Origin of the sequence: Actinacidiphila oryziradicis, assembly GCF_005047355.1 — a bacterium.
GTDB lineage: Bacteria > Actinomycetota > Actinomycetes > Streptomycetales > Streptomycetaceae > Actinacidiphila > Actinacidiphila oryziradicis.
Genome location: NZ_SUMC01000069.1, coordinates 1 through 16202 on the forward strand (window position 1 = coordinate 1; position 16202 = coordinate 16202).

10 protein-coding genes and 1 pseudogene are annotated in these 16202 nt (G+C 68.5%); 2 read left to right on the forward strand and 9 right to left on the reverse strand.

The window, feature by feature from the left end:
* The 5 genes and pseudogenes from FCI23_RS60820 to FCI23_RS63295 form a co-directional block, all read right to left on the reverse strand.
* Positions 1 to 215 (reverse strand): annotated as a pseudogene (locus tag FCI23_RS60820) (ISKra4 family transposase); the annotation flags it as partial.
* A 108-nt stretch (positions 216 to 323) separates the two neighbouring features.
* Complete coding sequence (locus FCI23_RS39915) at positions 324 to 2105, reverse strand: reverse transcriptase/maturase family protein (protein ID WP_136729049.1); 1782 nt, start codon at positions 2103 to 2105, stop codon at positions 324 to 326.
* 523 nt (positions 2106 to 2628) lie between these two features.
* The gene (locus FCI23_RS39920) at positions 2629 to 3006 is read right to left on the reverse strand and encodes a hypothetical protein (RefSeq protein WP_136729050.1); all 378 of its coding nucleotides are present in this window, start codon (positions 3004 to 3006) and stop codon (positions 2629 to 2631) included.
* 152 nt (positions 3007 to 3158) lie between these two features.
* Positions 3159 to 3791, reverse strand: coding sequence for a hypothetical protein (locus tag FCI23_RS39925; protein WP_246144522.1), 633 nt, complete (start codon positions 3789 to 3791; stop codon positions 3159 to 3161).
* A 55-nt stretch (positions 3792 to 3846) separates the two neighbouring features.
* Entirely contained in the window at positions 3847 to 4278 is a 432-nt protein-coding gene (locus FCI23_RS63295) for an IS3 family transposase (protein WP_322973966.1), read from the reverse strand.
* Between FCI23_RS63295 and FCI23_RS60830 the strand changes: the two genes are divergently transcribed.
* The gene (locus FCI23_RS60830; RefSeq protein ID WP_246144523.1) at positions 4215 to 4367 is read left to right on the forward strand and encodes a hypothetical protein; all 153 of its coding nucleotides are present in this window, start codon (positions 4215 to 4217) and stop codon (positions 4365 to 4367) included. The two genes, FCI23_RS63295 and FCI23_RS60830, sit on opposite strands and share 64 nt — an antisense overlap.
* A 395-nt stretch (positions 4368 to 4762) precedes the next feature.
* Complete coding sequence (locus FCI23_RS39935) at positions 4763 to 5920, forward strand: tetratricopeptide repeat protein (RefSeq protein WP_136729051.1); 1158 nt, start codon at positions 4763 to 4765, stop codon at positions 5918 to 5920.
* An 878-nt stretch (positions 5921 to 6798) separates the two neighbouring features.
* On the opposite strand, the gene FCI23_RS57145 is transcribed toward FCI23_RS39935, so the two are convergent.
* From FCI23_RS57145 to FCI23_RS39950, 4 genes are all read right to left on the reverse strand, one after another.
* Positions 6799 to 6945, reverse strand: a complete 147-nt coding sequence (locus FCI23_RS57145; RefSeq protein WP_169317152.1) for a hypothetical protein — start codon at positions 6943 to 6945, stop codon at positions 6799 to 6801.
* 74 nt (positions 6946 to 7019) lie between these two features.
* Complete coding sequence (locus tag FCI23_RS39945) at positions 7020 to 8270, reverse strand: wax ester/triacylglycerol synthase domain-containing protein (protein WP_169317153.1); 1251 nt, start codon at positions 8268 to 8270, stop codon at positions 7020 to 7022.
* A gap of 23 nt (positions 8271 to 8293) precedes the next feature.
* The gene (locus tag FCI23_RS57150; RefSeq protein ID WP_169317154.1) at positions 8294 to 8545 is read right to left on the reverse strand and encodes a hypothetical protein; all 252 of its coding nucleotides are present in this window, start codon (positions 8543 to 8545) and stop codon (positions 8294 to 8296) included.
* A complete protein-coding gene (locus tag FCI23_RS39950) occupies positions 8542 to 16158 on the reverse strand; it encodes a beta-ketoacyl synthase N-terminal-like domain-containing protein (RefSeq protein WP_136729053.1) in 7617 nt (2538 codons plus the stop codon). The genes FCI23_RS57150 and FCI23_RS39950 overlap by 4 nt, the downstream gene beginning before the upstream one ends.
* Positions 16159 to 16202: the final 44 nt, after the last annotated feature.

Sequence of the window (16202 nt, forward strand, 5' to 3'; positions counted from 1 at the left end):
CTCGGCCCCGGCCGAGGCGGTCGGTCCCCGCCGCGTCCCTCGGGTGGGGCGATGATGTCGTGCGGACGACGCACCGCGGGATCGACATCGAACACGCAGGCCAGCGTGGCCATACGTTTCCGGTTCGATTTCTCGCCCGGCGCCAGCCTCGTGCGCATCGCCTGTTTCTTGTCCCGGTGCGCCTTCAAGGTCGCGGGCCGCAGGGCTTCGGGCCGGTGAGGTCGGCTCACGGGCGCGGTGCCGGTCTGGTGACCGGCCCGTTTCCCGTGAGCCTCCTCCCGAACCGGACGTGATCGTTTCCGATCATCCGGCTCTCCAGCTATTCATGCCGTAGTTGTGGCAGGCGGATCGGCGTGGATGGCGTCGTGGCATTTGCCGCAGACCACGAGGGTCTTGCGTCGTTTCTTTGCCATGAGCGTCGCCCAGGCCGGTTGTTGAGGGACGTCGGGGTATTGCAGGTCGGCAAGTTTACGGACGTGGTGCACTTGAACATTGTCTGTATTCCCGCACAGTTCACATTCCCCGTGGCGGAGCCGTCGGATCAGCTCGCCACCGACTGGAGTGCCCCATACTGGACGGCGATCGATGACCTTCGCCGTCCGTTGTCTTTTCAGCGGGATCCCCCCGAACGTCGCGACCAGGGGATTCTTTCCTGGACCGCGATCGACACGGGCTTGTAAGCAGGTCCGCAGCCCATCCGGTGTCTCGATTTTGACCTTGAACTTTCGAGACATCTTAGTGACCTTGGAGTTGTGCTTATGGGCCAGCGTCTTGAGCAGGGAGGTTTGCATCACCCAGTGCAGCCTGTTCAGCCAATGGACGTTGTTGGCGAGCAGGTAATACTGCACCATGCCCCGGTATTCTGCCCCGAACCTGGCCACGATGCTGTAATCGCTGCCACGCAACAGTCGGGTCCGGGACGCGGGTTTTCCGCGTTCCCGGTACTGGGCACACTTGGCGGTGATGACATCGGCCGGCACACGTAGTCCGATTACACCGTTGACCGCCCGCGTTCTGCGGGTTATCTGGTCGTCGGCATGCTGGGCGACGATATGGTAGCCGAGGAACCTCGCACCTTTTCGGGCGTGAGTGACCAGCGTCTTGCTCTCCGACAGTTCCAGTTTGAGCTCGTCCTTAAGGAACCGGCGGATCCGCTGTTTAATTTCCTCGGCCTCGACCGCGGGCCCGCTGAACCCGAGTAGAAAGTCGTCGCAATATCGCACGTATCGCAGCCGACGGTATCCGGGGTCTTGCGGATTCCCGTACGGAATATGTCGGCGTTGCTGGCTCAGCCGACGGGCGGTGTTGTGATCGCCCTCTTGCCGTGCCCGTGCGATGGCTGGAGCGAACTTTCGGTATGCGGGATTGGTGACCCTTACATTTCCTCGGGTGTATTGGGGCACGAGAACCGTTTCGACAAATTCATCCAACCGATGCAGATATATATTCGACAGGACGGGTGAGGCGATACCGCCTTGTGGCGCGCCGGAGAGCGTGGCGTGCCATTCCCAGTCCTGCAAGTACCCCGCTGAGAGCATCTTGTGTATCAGCGCGAGGAACCGGCCATCGTGGATCTTCGCACTGAGCGTCGCGAGCATGACGGTGAAGTCCAAGCTCCCGAAACAGTCGGCGATGTCTCCTTCGATGAACCAGTATGTTCCTTTCCAGGTTTCAGCGACCTCCCGCAATGCGGTGTGGCAGCCTCGGCCTGGTCGGAACCCATGTGAACGATCGGAAAACTGGATGTCGTAGTACGCGTCGAGCAGCATGCGCACCACTTCGGCCACCAGCTTGTCCGACCAGGAAGGCAGTCCCAGGGGGCGCAGTGTCCCGTTCTTTTTCAGGATGAACGTCCTCCGTGCTGGGCTAAAGACGTAACGCTCGTGGCGCAACGCATCGATGATGCGCTCGATCTTGCCCAGGGACATGCCGTCCACGGTTTCCTCGGTGACCCCTGGCGTCATCGCCCCATGATTGGAGTAGATCCGCCCGTAGGCCAACAGGTAGAGCTGCGGATTGAACAGTTGTCGATACAGTCGTTCCAGCGGCAGGCCCTCCCTGCCGCGTTTACGGAGGATGTCCAAAACAGTCTCGGCGCTCTGCATTACGCATACCTTCGACGTTGTGAGTATCCGAATAGCCTGGCCCCCTTGGCCTTGCGGGCGGCTCTCCCGCCCTCCCTGGCAGGACGTTACCCCTGCGACTACTACGGGGCCTCCGTCACCATAGGGCCCTTTGCCCCTTAGGCGATCCCGGGTCCGTCCTCTGTGTACGTAATAGCGCGACTTAGGCATCCCATTCATCCCCTTGAATCCCTTCGTTAGGGATCGCCCCATGCTCTGGAGGTTGCGTCGACCGTCATGCGGAGTCGTCGCAGGGCATGGCACCGGTTCCAGACGTCTTTCCGATGGGTGGGCGTATACACCTTCTGGGGATTGGGCTTCAACCAATCCAGGCTTTGCCATATCACGCGGGTCCCCCAGCGCACCGTCCCAGACGTCTGGACCCGGCCACTGATTTTCTGGCATGCTGCGGTCCCCGTCACCTTTCGGCTCTGGGTAAGCCATTGGACCCAAGAACTTTCCTCCAAGTTCCTCCCGACTGAATCGGGAATACAACAGAGGCGCCTTACCGGCGCACCATGACGATGCCCTTGCCGTCGACCTGCAGGACCAGCGCGGTGGACGCGGTCGCCGGCATGGGCACCCTGGCGAGGTAGAAGCTGTCGATGTCGCGGGCCGCCTCGACGACCAGGCGCTCCGCCTGCCGCTTGCCCAGCACCTTCCCGCACCGCCGGTCGATCGCCTCCTTGGCCTGGTCGTAGGACCCGCGGACGGCCTCGGTGACCGCGAGTCGGCGCAGGCCGTGCGAGTGCAGCCCGGCGGGCAGCGAGAGGTCCGCATCGAGCGGACAGACATTGTTCATCGACCTGCCCCGCCACGCGGTCCGCGTCACGGTGACCGTGCCGAACACGCAGGCCAGACGCCGGCAATGGTCCCGGCTCACGATGCGGGCGAACCTTGCCGTCCGCGCCCCGGACCGGCTCCAGGCCCGCCCGCTCCGTGTGTTCCCGCTCCCGCCGCTCCCGCAGATCCAGATGGGCCTGGAACAGCAGCCGCAGCAGCTCACGGCCCCGCACCTCGATCAGATCCTCCAGATCATGGTGGGGCAACGCCGCCGACTCCGGGTCGGCCAACACCCCTGTCAGGCAGTCGAAGGCCCTTGCAGAGAGAAGAGCCTTTATCCTTCTGCGAGTTCACCGATTTCACGTCCCGGCCCGGGTGGGCCGCCGTGAACTGCCCCGGCGCGTCTTCCACCAGCCAGCCCCGCTCCACCAGCCGCTTCAGCTTCCCCCGCGTCCCCTCGATCTTCGCGGTCACCGCGGGCAGCCCGATCCTGGGCACGATCTGCTTCGCCTGCACCGGCTTCGCAGCGTCCATGACGACCTCAACGATGTCCCGGTACACATCCGGCAACACATCCACCGAGAGCCCCTCACGCCAGTGCGGCACCATGATCGCCCCCACCACCCGCACCCCGGGCCCCACCACACCCTCCGGCTCCGAACCCCCGGCCACCGGCGCAGCCGTCCCGGACCCACCCAGATCCGTGATCACCTCGGCCACCGTCTCCCGAGTGATCCGCAACCGCGACCACGCCTCCCGCTCGCCCTCAAGACGCCCGGTCAACTCCACGATCTCCGCTTCCAGCGCCTCCACCCGAGCCCGGGCCGCCGCCTCCCGCGCCTCCAACTCCTCGATCAACGACCCCATCAGCGTCGCCTCCTCCACCCCCACGGTAGAGACCCGACCACGCCACCATCACCCAGAAGGGCGTTCTCCCAGCTCAACCCGTCCCCCGAAGGGAGCTACACCCAACGTGGAAGAGGTCGGCGGCGAGTAGGCCGGAGGCCTGGGCGCGCAGGAACTCGCGCCAGGTCGGTGCTGCGCTGGGACTTCGCCCGGGTGCGGGGCCGAGGCCGGCGCTGCGCAGGATGCGGCGGATGGTGGAGGCGCCGACGCGGTGCCCGAGGCGCCGCAGCTCGCCCTGGATGCGGGTCGAGCCCCAGGTGGGGTTTTCCCGGGCCAGGCGCAGGATCAGGCCGGTGAGCTCTTCGGAGGTCGGCGGCCGGCCGGTGCGTGCGGGTTTCTGTCTCCACTTCCGGTGCAGCAGGCGGCGGTGCCAGCACAGGAGGGTGCCGGGGTGACAAGGCGGTGTCGACGCAGCCGACCCGGGAGGTGCTGGGCAAGGGCGGCGAGCACGGCGCGTTCCGGCCAGGTCAGCCGCGGGCGGACCCCGAGCTGGCGGCGCAGCACCGAATTCTCATGGCGCAGCGCGAGCAGCTCGACATCTTTGGCCTCCACTGACCCGGGACAGCAGCAGGAGTAGTCCGAGGAGCCGGAGGAAGATCAAGTACAGCAAGCGCAGCGCCGTGCAGTCCGAGCCTGCCATGATCGTCCCGCAAAGTTCCTGATCAGAGGCTGTGCGTGACTTTCGGCACCCTAAAGGTGTCGTGGAGGAGAGTGAGATGGTGAGCCCGCCAGCAATCGAGCGCCCCTTACCGTAGATACGTCCGCCAGACAGGCGAATGTGCCCTCCGATTGGGAGGACCCGGTACCGGACCGGTTGCGGCTCTCGGTATTTCGCTGATTACTGAGATCGTCAGCATGAATGGGTTGCACCGCCACCCTGGCCACATTGTTGCTCGACAACCGTGAGGAACAGGCAGTCGGCGGAAGCGCGCGACGCCCCTGGAGAGACCATGAGCTATCAGCAGGACCTCATAATCTGCCGCGAGCTCGGCGAACGCCACGGCGAAGGCCGGACGCTGAACAGTCTCGGCACGGCGCTGCAGCAGGTGCGGCGGCTTGACGAGGCCATAGCGGCCCACCAGCAGGACCTCGTTATCTGCCGCGAGCTCAGTGAACGCCACGGCGAAGGCCAGGCCCTGAACAACCTCGGCACCGCCTTGCAGCAGGTGCGACGGTTCGACGAGGCCATAGCGGCCCACCAGCAGGCCGCCGCCCGTTTCACCGAGCTCCGCGACCACCACAGCGAAGGCCAGGCCCTGAACAACCTCGGCACCGCGCTGCAGCAGGTGCGACGGTTCGAGGAGGCCATCGACGCCCACCAGGGGTCCGCTGCCCGTTTCGGCGAGCTCGGCGACCACCACCGCGAAGGCCAGGCCCTGAACAACCTCGGCACCGCCTTGCAGCAGGTGCGACGGTTCGACGAGGCCATCGACGCCCACCAGCAGGCCGCCGCCCGTTTCACCGAGCTCGGCGACCACGAGGGCGAAGGTCGGGCCCTGAACAACCTCGGCACCGCGCTGCAGCAGGTGCGACGGTTCGAGGAGGCCATCGACGCCCACCAGGGGTCCGCTTCCCGTTTCGGCGAGCTCGGCGACCACCACCGCGAAGGCCAGGCCCTGAACAACCTCGGCACCGCACTGCAGCAGGTGCGACGGTTCCACGAGGCCATCGACGCCCACCAGCAGGCCGCCGCCCGTTTCACCGAGCTCGGCGAACGCCACGACGAAGGCCAGGCCCTGAACAACCTCGGCACCGCACTGCAGCAGGTGCGACGGTTCCACGAGGCCATCGACGCCCACCAGCAGGCCGCCGCCCGTTTCGCCAAGCTCGGCGACCACGGCCGCGCAGGGCGTGCCCTGAACAACCTCGGCACCGCCCTGCAGGCGCGGGGCCTATGGCGGGTGCTCACGGGCAGGGGCCATAGCGATCGAATGCCGCCGCCTGTTCTAGATGCCCCATTGTCTGCGGCACTCGCTCCAAAGCCGTACGTCCTTGTGCTCCCACCCGCGGACCAGGTGCCGCCGCACGTGGACATCGAGGTAGACGCCGAGAGCGGCGCACGCCGCCGGAAGATCATGGACCACTTGTGGTCAATTGACCCGCAGTGAGGCAGCCGGGCGGATCGCAGCCCCTCCTTGGTCCAACTAACCGGGGCGCGTTCGTACACAGCGATCGGACAGTGGGCACGCAGCGCGCCGCGCGACTCCCTGGCCCGCCTCGCTGCGCGGGTCGCCGCGGTGTTCCAGGGCCGGATCGCGCCGAGCGCGGCCACCCCCCGCCGGATCACCGGCTTTACCTCACGGGACGCCTTGCCGACCGGAACGGCACCGATCAGGTCGGCAGCGCCACACCGGCCGTCGACCAAAAGCCCCCGCGGACAACGCCGCGGCGAGGTTCCCGCACCCACCTGCTGCCCGCGATGACCGGGGGACGGTCATGCGGCCCCCCAGCTGTGGGTGCCGCGCAAGACGAACGTGATCACCTGCTTCGCCGCCCCGCCCAAATAACGAATTCCCGCGCCACATGACGGGGGAATTCGCTGTCCACAACACGGCCGGACAACAATCCCCGGCCCCGGCCCCGGCCCCGGCCCCGGCTGTGAAGACTTCCCGCCGTATGCCCGATGTGCGTACGGTCCCCGCCACCCCCCCGGGGTCGGTACAGCGTCCGGCGGGGCATGACACCCAGACACCACCGCCTCGCGGGCCGGTGCCAGATCATGGAGTACCCGCCCCCACCCGCACGGAAGACACCCTTCCGAACACCGCGGGGCGGCTCTCACGCGGAACCTGTCGACGACGCACCAGCGCCGCCGAGCGGACCGGCTTCCACCACCTGTACGCCACCGGAGTCCACACCCTCACCCCGAGGTTCGGACCCCACCGCGACGACAGACGGCCACGCCGCGCCCGAAAAGCCTGAATCACTCAGGCACACACAGAGTTCCAGAGACGCTATCTTCCGACGTACCGGCACCACGACGCGGTCATCCGTGCCGGCGCGCCCGCGCGAGGTCACCCAGCAGTTCGGTTTCCACGTCGAACAGGCCCTTCGGCCAGTGAGACAGCTCGCCGGTGCGCCGGACACGGATCGTCTCGGCCGCAAAGCCCGCACCACCGGAAAGATGCGCCACCTGGACGCCCTCCGCGGCCAGATCACCAGTAGGATGTGGCGGCGGCCGGATTATCGACTCGCCAGGACAGCCGCCTACCGACCCGCTGCTCCGTCCGACATGGCGGTGGTCAACTCGTCGACGGCCTCGCGCCACAGGAGGGGCAGCCGGTCCGCGAAGGGCACCGCCTTGTCGCTGATGACCGCGATCTGGGCGGTGTCACCGAAGGTGGTGAGGCAGACGTTGAACGGATGGCCCGGCGGAAGCAGGGTCAACGGCACCATGTCGGTGATGCCCATCGAGGCGACCATGCCAGCGTCGTCACAAGGGACGTTCGAGGCGACCACGGGTGCGTACCGGGGATTCAGGATGCAGTGCGTCCCGAAGCGGACGAGGAACGACGGCGCGGTGAACAACATGTCCCGAGCGGCTTGACGATCCTGCGCGGACTTCAATCCTGCGGTGGCGATCACCGTACGGCTCAGACGACGCAATGGTTCTTCCTCTTCACAGGGCAGCCACACCCGCCGCACCAAACAGTAGTTGCCCCAGCCAGGCCGCTCTTGGGGGTTACGCAGATTGATGGGTACGGTCACGGCCACGGGCGCGGGCTGTCGGCCGATTTCCAAGCTCCACGCACGGATCGCCCCGGACACCGCAGCCAGGTGGACGTCGTTGACGGTTCCTCCGCAGGCCCGGGCGACATCGCGCAGTGGAGCCAGGGGCGCGGCGGCTGTGGTGACGCGGCGGTGTCCCGACAGGTGCCATCCCGAGACGGGTCCGCGAGCGGCTGGTTGCAGGACCTCGCCGAGGATTCTCGTCGCCATGGTCATGGCTCGAACGCCTCGAAGCGCCCAGTGTTCGGTGGGGCATGGCGGGGGGCGCTCCTCGGATGCCATGGGGGAGAAAATGGCCAGAAGCATCTGGGCGATCGCCACGCCGTCCTGCCAGGCGTGATGCACCCGGTAGTACAGGCCGTAGCAGTCCTGCGAAGGGGAACTCACCAGCCACAGCTGCCACGGTGTGTCCGGTGGCAACGGTTGCTCCAGCAGCCGGTGTGCCGTCTCGGCCACCCCGTCTCGGCCCGGCGACTCGGCGATCGCCTCGACGACATGCCGGTCGAGACGAAAATCGGGAGTGGGCTCCCAGCGTGCCGACGATGCCGGGCCACCGAGGCGGTGAGTCAGAACGGGTAGCCGGTCCAAGGACGCCTCGACGATGTGCCGCAGGTCGTCGAGGCGGGGTGGCGCACCGGTCATATAGGAGATCAGCCCGACATCCATGCGGGTGCTGGGGTGGCTCGCGCCGAAACCCAGGAAGGCCCGGTCCAAGACGCTGTCTCGCATGTCTGGCAATACCCACATCACGGTTACTCTCTCCCCATTGGAAGTGTCGTCGTGTGCTCGCGCAGCATGACGTCCGCGCGGGCAGAGTCCGGATCCGCTGGCGTCCACCCACCGCCAGCAAGCCGGCCGAACACACCGAGGCCGAAGATTCCCAGGCCGATCGTCACCGGCACCGTCAGGAACACGTGTCGATGCCTCGATAGCATTTGCACCAGCCGTTCGGTCCGCCGCAGTCGAGTTCGCGGATCCGCCGCCTCGATGAGCGTGCCGGTCATCCCGCGTCCGCGGAGCGAACGGTGACCTTGTCCGACACTCGGACCACATCGACGGCATAGCGCCGCCCCGGCCGCGACGCGACGCGGGCGGACCGGAGATCCTCGCTCACCTCCACAATGGACGGATGCACCGCGGCCAGACGACCCACGTGGTCCTTGACGGCGATGACCTCCGGGTGGTCGCTGGCTCGAGAACCGGGCGGCAGGCCCCACGCGCGAGCCACGGTGCCTCGCAGCCAATCCACCTCGTCGACCTCTCCCACGACGAGTTCCGTCGTTCCGTCCACGGTCCTGGACAACCCCAGCCCCTTCACCGCACGACGGTGGGCGAAGAACTCCCGCCGCTCGAACAGCGACGCAGTGGAGAACGGCCCGATGGGCAGCAGGACGCTGATCAGCCGCAGCGCCGCGGCGACCCGTCCGTCCACACAGAACTGCAGGTCGATGGTCGGCAGCGACTCGTCGCCGGATTCGAAACCGGCGAAGCGAGCCTCCACCTCGGTCTGACCGACCTCTGGCAGGACTTCGAACACCTCCAGCGAGACCACCCGGAGGGGGAAGCAGCCGTTGCCATTGCCGATCTCCGGTGCCCATCGCCACATGGTGGCGTGCGGGATCGCCTGCACGCCCGCGTCCATCAGCCCCTGGTTCAAGCACCCCTTCGGCACCGTTCCACGTCCGGCGTCGAGGACACCGGAGGATCCGGTCGGCCCGATCGCCAACGACGTCAGGTACTGGAACGACGGGCCGTGGAAGAGCTCGGCCGACGCGTAGGGGTCGGGCTGGACCACGGCGTCCGGCAGTGGAGTGAACCTCTCGGGCCGGGTGTCCGGCCGCACACCCACCTCTACGGTCGCGCGCGCCACCTCGTCGAACCTGGACAACGCGGCCATTCTGGCGTCCCGCCACACCAGCAGCTTCACCACCAGCCCGTCCGGCCCGTGCTCCACCTCGGTCTGCAGCCGGACGGCCGCGGTGAGGGGAATCCAGCGCCGGAGCGACACGTCGCGCACGGCGACCACGTCCTCGCCGGTGTAGTCCGCTGCGGCTTGGGCGAGCCGGTCGACGACGGACATCATCGGCAATGTCGGGACCGTCCACGTCGGGCAGTGGTCGGTCACCCAGGTCTCGACGGCTGGGTCGAGCGTCTTCTCCACCACCGGCACCGTGCCGCCTCCCGGCACGACGCGCATACCGATCCCTCGGGCGTGGTAGATGCACGTGTCATCGCCCCAGAGCCGAGCCTCGGCGAGCGCGTAGCACCCCCGCATGTCCTCGCCGACCTCCAGGATCTCCAGTTCCACCCTCATCAACCGGTTGGCCGGGGTGATCTGACCCCGGTACTTCCAGATCACCTCGTGGTCGAGCATTACGGGCTCGAACCGGGGATGCGGCACACCCGCGGTGAGCCCTCGCTCGATCAGGTAGAACTGGAGCAGCTGGCACATGGCCTCGATTCCGAGTGAACCCGGTTGAACCGGGTCCTGGAAGAAGTGCGCCTTGAAGAACCACTCGCCCGCGTCGACGTCCTTCTCCGACCGCAGCCGCCCCAGCCCCGCGATGCCTCCTTCCGGCCAGTAGCCGGTGATCCGGTCGAGCATCAGCAGCATGGGGCCGGGCAGCCGGGCAGGGCCACCGAAGTATCGGGCGGGACTCGTCGTCAGATCGACCGTGTGGTCGCAGGGAGCCTCCAGACGGGCCCGGTCGCTTTCCGAGACCGGTAGTCCGGTCTGGTTGTCGAAGGCCGACGACGGGAAGTACCCGAACACCGTCGACAGAGCGAAGACCTCTTCGTCGTCGGCGAAACACCGCACCGCGAACGACACGATGATCATCTCACCGCTCCGCGAGAGGGTGGTCAACGCGGCCTGGGTGCGCACGGTCCCAGTCGTCGGCGTGACCTCGCCGGTGACGGTTCCCGTCCCGTCGAGGTTACGGAAGAGCAGATCGATCTCGGTGGTCAGCGGGCTGCCGACGTAGCAGGCCAGCCACCCGCACGGTTGCAGCGCGATCTCCATGAGCACGGCGAACGGCATGACCGCGCCGCCGTTCTGCTCGAAGTACCACGCCTGGTCGGGCACGTCGTACTCGGCAACCACGCTGCTGCCCTGCCGCATGGCGCCCTGCGCCCCGTCCACCGAGACGATGCGGCTCATGAAGTGGTAGGGCGGCCCGGGCAACCGCGCGATCCTCCGCGTGCCGTCGAAGGCCTCGGCCGCGGCACCGAACGCCTCGCTCGGTTTTCCCCAGGCGCACGCCAGCAACGAGGGGTAGTCGAAAGCGAAGGTGTCGGATACGGCCACCGTCTTGGGCTCGCGGTGGCCGACCAGTCCGCCGAGGGAGGCGAGCGGTACCGGGGTGCCGCTGGTCTGCTCCGCGTGCCCGCCGAGCTGCCGCCAGTGCGACAGCGGCCAGTCCGGCACCAGTTGGAGCGCGATGTTCTCGCCGTGGAACGCCTTGATCCCGTCGACGGTGCCCAGCACGTCGGCGTACAGCGTCGGCACCGGCCCGGCCGAGACGCCGTGCACGAACACCTCGTACACGACCCGCTTGCTGGCCGGGGTGGCCTGCCCACGGCAACGGGCGGTGTAGGGCCGCCCGCCTGCCAGCTCAAAGCGCCACCCATCCCTGGCGACGGTGAAACCCATGGCCGTCAGGTAGAAGGCCATCGCCTGCAGGCCGCCCTGGAGCATCAGAGTTCCCGGCATGCAGGGGTCGTTCTTGAAGTGCCCGTCGAAGAACCAGTCGTCCGGTGAGACGGGTGTCTCGGCGCGAAGGTAGCCACGTCCCCACGGCCCGGCGGCCGGGTCGAACTCGGTGACCTCGTGCAGGAACAGCAGACGGCCATCGTCGATACGAGGTGAGCGCACGTGTGCCCTGGTGGCTTCCCAGCCGGGACCGAAGCAGTCCGCCGGCCGTCCGTCGGCGAAGGCCAGCACCTGCTCGGCGGTGAAGCTCGACGCCGCGCCGCGCACTGCCGGGGCGTGAAGGGGGACGTCGTCAGCCGGTGAGCAGTCGGTGGGATCCCAGCGCACTCCGTCGGTGTTGTCGAGCTCGGCCCTCGTGAAGAAGCCCGCTTGTCCGTTTCGGACGCTCAGCCGGAGCTCGTCGCCGACGTAGCAGTCGTAGTGGAAGAAGAACAGGCAGACACCCTCGTGCTGAGCGTGCCGGTCGATGTGGATCTCGTAGCGCAGCGTCTGCCCCGCCTGGGGCTGGCTGCCGTGGTAGGTCAGCTCGCAGCCGAGCAGCCGGTAGGCCCGCTCGCCGCGGTTGACCAGGTCGATCCCGAGCCAGCTGATCAGCAATAGGTCCGCCTGGCCCGCCTCGATCATCAGGCCCGCCGGGATTCGGCCGGTGGCGTCGAGATACCAGCTGTCGAGGCGGACGTCCGTCTCGGTCCAGATCGTGCCGGTGGCCTTCTCCGGGCCGAGCTCGGCCAGAGCCGCGGGTACGGCGTCGATGCCGGTGACCCGGTCGGCGAGCAGCATCGGCGGCTCGGGCATCCTGGTCTGCACCACGTACTCGTCCTGCGCGGCGAACTTCGGCCCGAACAGGGTGGAGATCCGCCTCGCGGCGAGGTGTTCCAATTGGGCCCGATCGAACTTCGGCCCCGGCAAGGACTTCGGCGGCCCGGAACTGACGGGGATGGCCGGAGGTGGAGCGACCGGGCACACGCGTGCTGAGGACGGCGGCATGTTGGTCCTCGCCGCGCGCACCAGTGCGGCGACGATCTGGGCCCTGGTCCGCAGGAATCTCTGGTGCGACTGGACGTGCTGGGCGACGACGTCCTGGTGCAGCGCGATCACGCGGTGGCTCTGCTGGGCAACGAGCGCTCGTATGTCCGTCGCCTGCGACACGGCGGCGACGGCCGTGACGGCGGGCGGACCCTGGACGTCGACCGCGACGAGCGCGGCGACCTCACGTGCCAGGGTCGGTGCCAGACTGGGAGCCCTCGGCATGATCACTGCGGGTTGTTCGAGCGAAGGCAACGTGATCTCCCAATGTGCGGGCACCCCGATGGTGGGAACGTTCTCTGCCTGTGTTGGTGCGGCCGCCCGGAGCTGTTCGAAGAGAGCCTCCGCGCGGACGGGCACCCCGGCGACGACGAGTTCGGCCACGGCGAGGCACAGCTGCCGCAGTCCCCTGCCCTCAGGGGCGTCGAGTGCGACGGCCACGTGCTCGCGGTCGCCGAGGATGCGCTTGATCCACCCCGTGCACAGGCCACGCGGCCCGTGCTCGACGAAGACCCGGACTCCGTCGGCCCACGCCCGCTCGATCGTGCCCACGAAGTCGATCGTGCCGACGCCCTGCGCGGTGACCGCGTCCGCGGCACGCTCGGCCGTGAGGGAGTACCACTGCGTGGTGGCCTCACTGTAGAACCGCACCCCCGGCACTTCGTTGGTGGGACGGTGGTGGAGGTTCCACCACTGGTCGCGGACCCCGGCCAGTTCTGGGGCGTGGGCGGCCAGGTCGTAGTCGATCGGAATGACGTTGGCGGCACCGAGCCGGGCCATGACGGCGGCGCACGCCCGCGACTCGCCGCCGACCACGCACACGTCGGGGGCGTTGACCGCCATCAGGTGAACCACGCCTTCGCCTGCGAGCTCCGTGCGGACCCGGTCGAGAGGGGCGGTGACCAGGTAGCTCGACCAGCGATCACCGTGCACGCCAAGGTGTTCCCACGCGCGGCGCACCGCTCGGAGCTCACCGGTGAGTTCCCTGGTGAACAGGCCGCTGTCCCAGGTGTCCCTGTGCAGGCCCGCGACGTCCTGCCACGCTCCCAGGGCGACGAGGGCAGCCGACTCACCGGACGAGTAGCCGATGGCGGCGTCCGGTCTCAGCCCGAGCAGCCCTCGGGTGAGTTCGGTGTGGACAGCGGCCAACTCGGCGGCGCCCCAGATCTGGTCGAGCACGCCCGGAGCCGAACCGGACTTCGGCCGCATGGCGGCGGATCCGTACCTGGCTGTGACAGCCTCGCCGAGTGAGGGCAAGGCCAGAATCACCTCACGGCCCATGCCCGGATAGGCGGCCGAACCGTTGGTGAACACGAAACCGACCTCCCCCGCCACCGGCGCGTCCCGGTACAGCACGCCGGGTGGCTTGATTCCGCCCTCGGCGAGCCAGCGGCGCGCGGCCTCCCGGTGCGCGGAGAGGTCGCAGTCGGCCACGACGGCCAGCCGGGCGGGGCCGTCCGAGGACTCGGTGCCGGCTTCCAGCGCGGCCAGGACCTCCTGCCGGTCACGGCCGGAGAAGACGTTCAGTCGCGGCGCCGGTCCGGACGTCCAGGGCCTGGCATCACCAGCCCGCAACCGGACACGCACCGGGGGTGCTTCCAACGGCGAGACCACAATCTCCGCGGTGCGCAGAGCCGGATCAGCCTCGGCGGGGACTCCCGCCCCCGGCAGCGCGCGATGCCGAAGGGCGGTCGCCGCGACCGCGACCGCCAACAGTCCCTGAGCGGCATGAGCACGACCGAAGATCTCGGCCGGATCGAATCGGGCGTCCGCGCCGTCACCGAGGATCAGATCCGGCTCGGCGGCGGGTTCGTCGTCGAGTACGGCGAGCACGGAGTCGCCATCCCGGCGGGCATCGCCGAGGCGCTTGAGCACCACCACGACGGCGGCGTCCCCCGGGGTGGCTTCCCGCCCGAGCTCACGCAGGGCTGCCTGGTGGACCGGTTCACAAGAAAGGTCGACGGCGCCGACGAGCGCGGCATCGGCCTCGCCGGCCCTGAGGGCACGAGTTGCGAGGTCCAGTGCCACCAGGCCGGACGCCTCCTCGGCCGAAACCGTGAACCCGGGGCCAGCGAGGTCCAGTTGAGTGTTGATCCGGTTCGCCACGAGGTTGGGCAGGCTTCCGACGACGCGCTCCGACACCATGGGCGGAGCGAAGGCGTCCCGGACGCGCGCGACCAGTCCCGAGTCGGCGGAGATCCCGGCCTCTTCCAGCCATGACGGCGCCCGCCAACGCGCGGCCACGCGGGCGACTTGCGCGTCCACACCCGCCCCGACAAGCACCATGGTCCTCTCACGCGGTAGGGCGACGTCCCGCACTGCTTCCCGCGCGGCCTCAAGCACCAGGAGTTGCTGAGGAGTCGCACCTTTCATAGCCAGCGGAGGAAAGCACAGACCCGGCAGCGCCACGTCGAGCTTCGTCGCCGGACCGCGCCGCTCGCCGTCGAGTACCGCGCGGCGGAAGTCCTCGGTGTCGGGCCCGTCGCCGACACGGGCGCCGATGGCCACGATCGCCACCGGCACACGGGGAGCCGGCGGGGTCATCAGCCCTGGCGCCCCGGCGCCGCTGTCACCGTCCCAGGCGTCGACGATCAGATGGGCGTTGGCGCCGCCGAAACCGAACGCGCTCACCGCCGCACGGCGAAGCCCTTGCCACTGCTCGGATTCGCCCAGCACCCGCAGCGGCGTGCCGTGCAGCTCGGCGAGGGGCTCCTCGGCGGCGAGCGTCGCCGGGCGGATTCCCGCCCGCATCGCGCCGAGCACCTTGAGCAGCCCGCTGGCGCCTGCCGACGCCAGCAGGTGCCCGACGTTGGACTTCACCGAACCGATGGGCACGTCGGTGCTGTCCGCGAAGACTCGTGCCATGCTGCGGGCTTCCACGGCGTCCCCGACCGGGGTCCCCGTCGCATGGCACTCGACGAGCGAGACGCTTTCGGGGGCGACGCCCGCCATCGCGTACGCCAGGCGCATCGCACGCTCCTGGCCCTCCTCCGCCGGGCTGAGCAGCCCACGGCCGCGTCCGTCGTTGGACAGCCCGATCCCCCGGATCACCCCGAGAACGGGGGTTCTGGCGGCGAGCGCGTCACGCAGCCGCATCACAGCGACGAATCCGGCGCCCTCGCCGTGCAGCAACCCGTCGGCGTCGCGGTGGAACGGACGGCTGCGGCTGGTCCGGCTCACCGCGGACAGTCCGCAGAACCCTACGTGCAGGAACAGGTTGTCGACCCGGTTGACCGCGCCGGCGATCATCACGTCCGCGGTGCCGTCGTGCAGGCGGTCGCACGCCAGCTTGATCGCGTACAACGACGAGGCACAGGCGGCGTCGAGCGCGAAGGCCCCCGCACCGAGCCCCAGCGCCTTGGCCGCGAAGTGCGCGGGAAGCCCAGAGGAGAACCGGTTGCGCGCGTCGGGCCTGGCCCGGTGCTCCGCGGACAGCAGGGACGGTTGCCCACCGGACAACCACACGTGCTCGGCGAAGGCCGAGCCCGCGCTCGTGGGGTAGGACAGGTTTCCCAGCACCAGTCCCGCGCGCGGCAGCGGCCCGTCGTATCCGGCCTCCCGCAACGCCTGCCGGGTGCCGTGCAGCACCCAGTGGAACAGCGGGTCCAAACTCACGATCTGTTCGGGGTCGACAAGAAACCCGTTCGGGTCGAACACCGACGCGAACTCGCGGACGTAGCCGCCGACGTCGGTCCAGGTGCGGTCGAGGTGGTCGTCGACCGTGCCCATGGCCCACCGGTGCGGCAGCCGCCACCTGCCGTCCGGAACCGTCGACAGGCTGCACCGGCGTGCAGCGATGTTGTCCCAGAACGTGTCCGGGTCGAGCGCGTCGGGGAACACGCACCCCCGGCCGACGATGGCGATCGGTTCGAATCCCATACCAGTCTCACTTCACGAACACGGATGGATGCCGGCGGCACGGG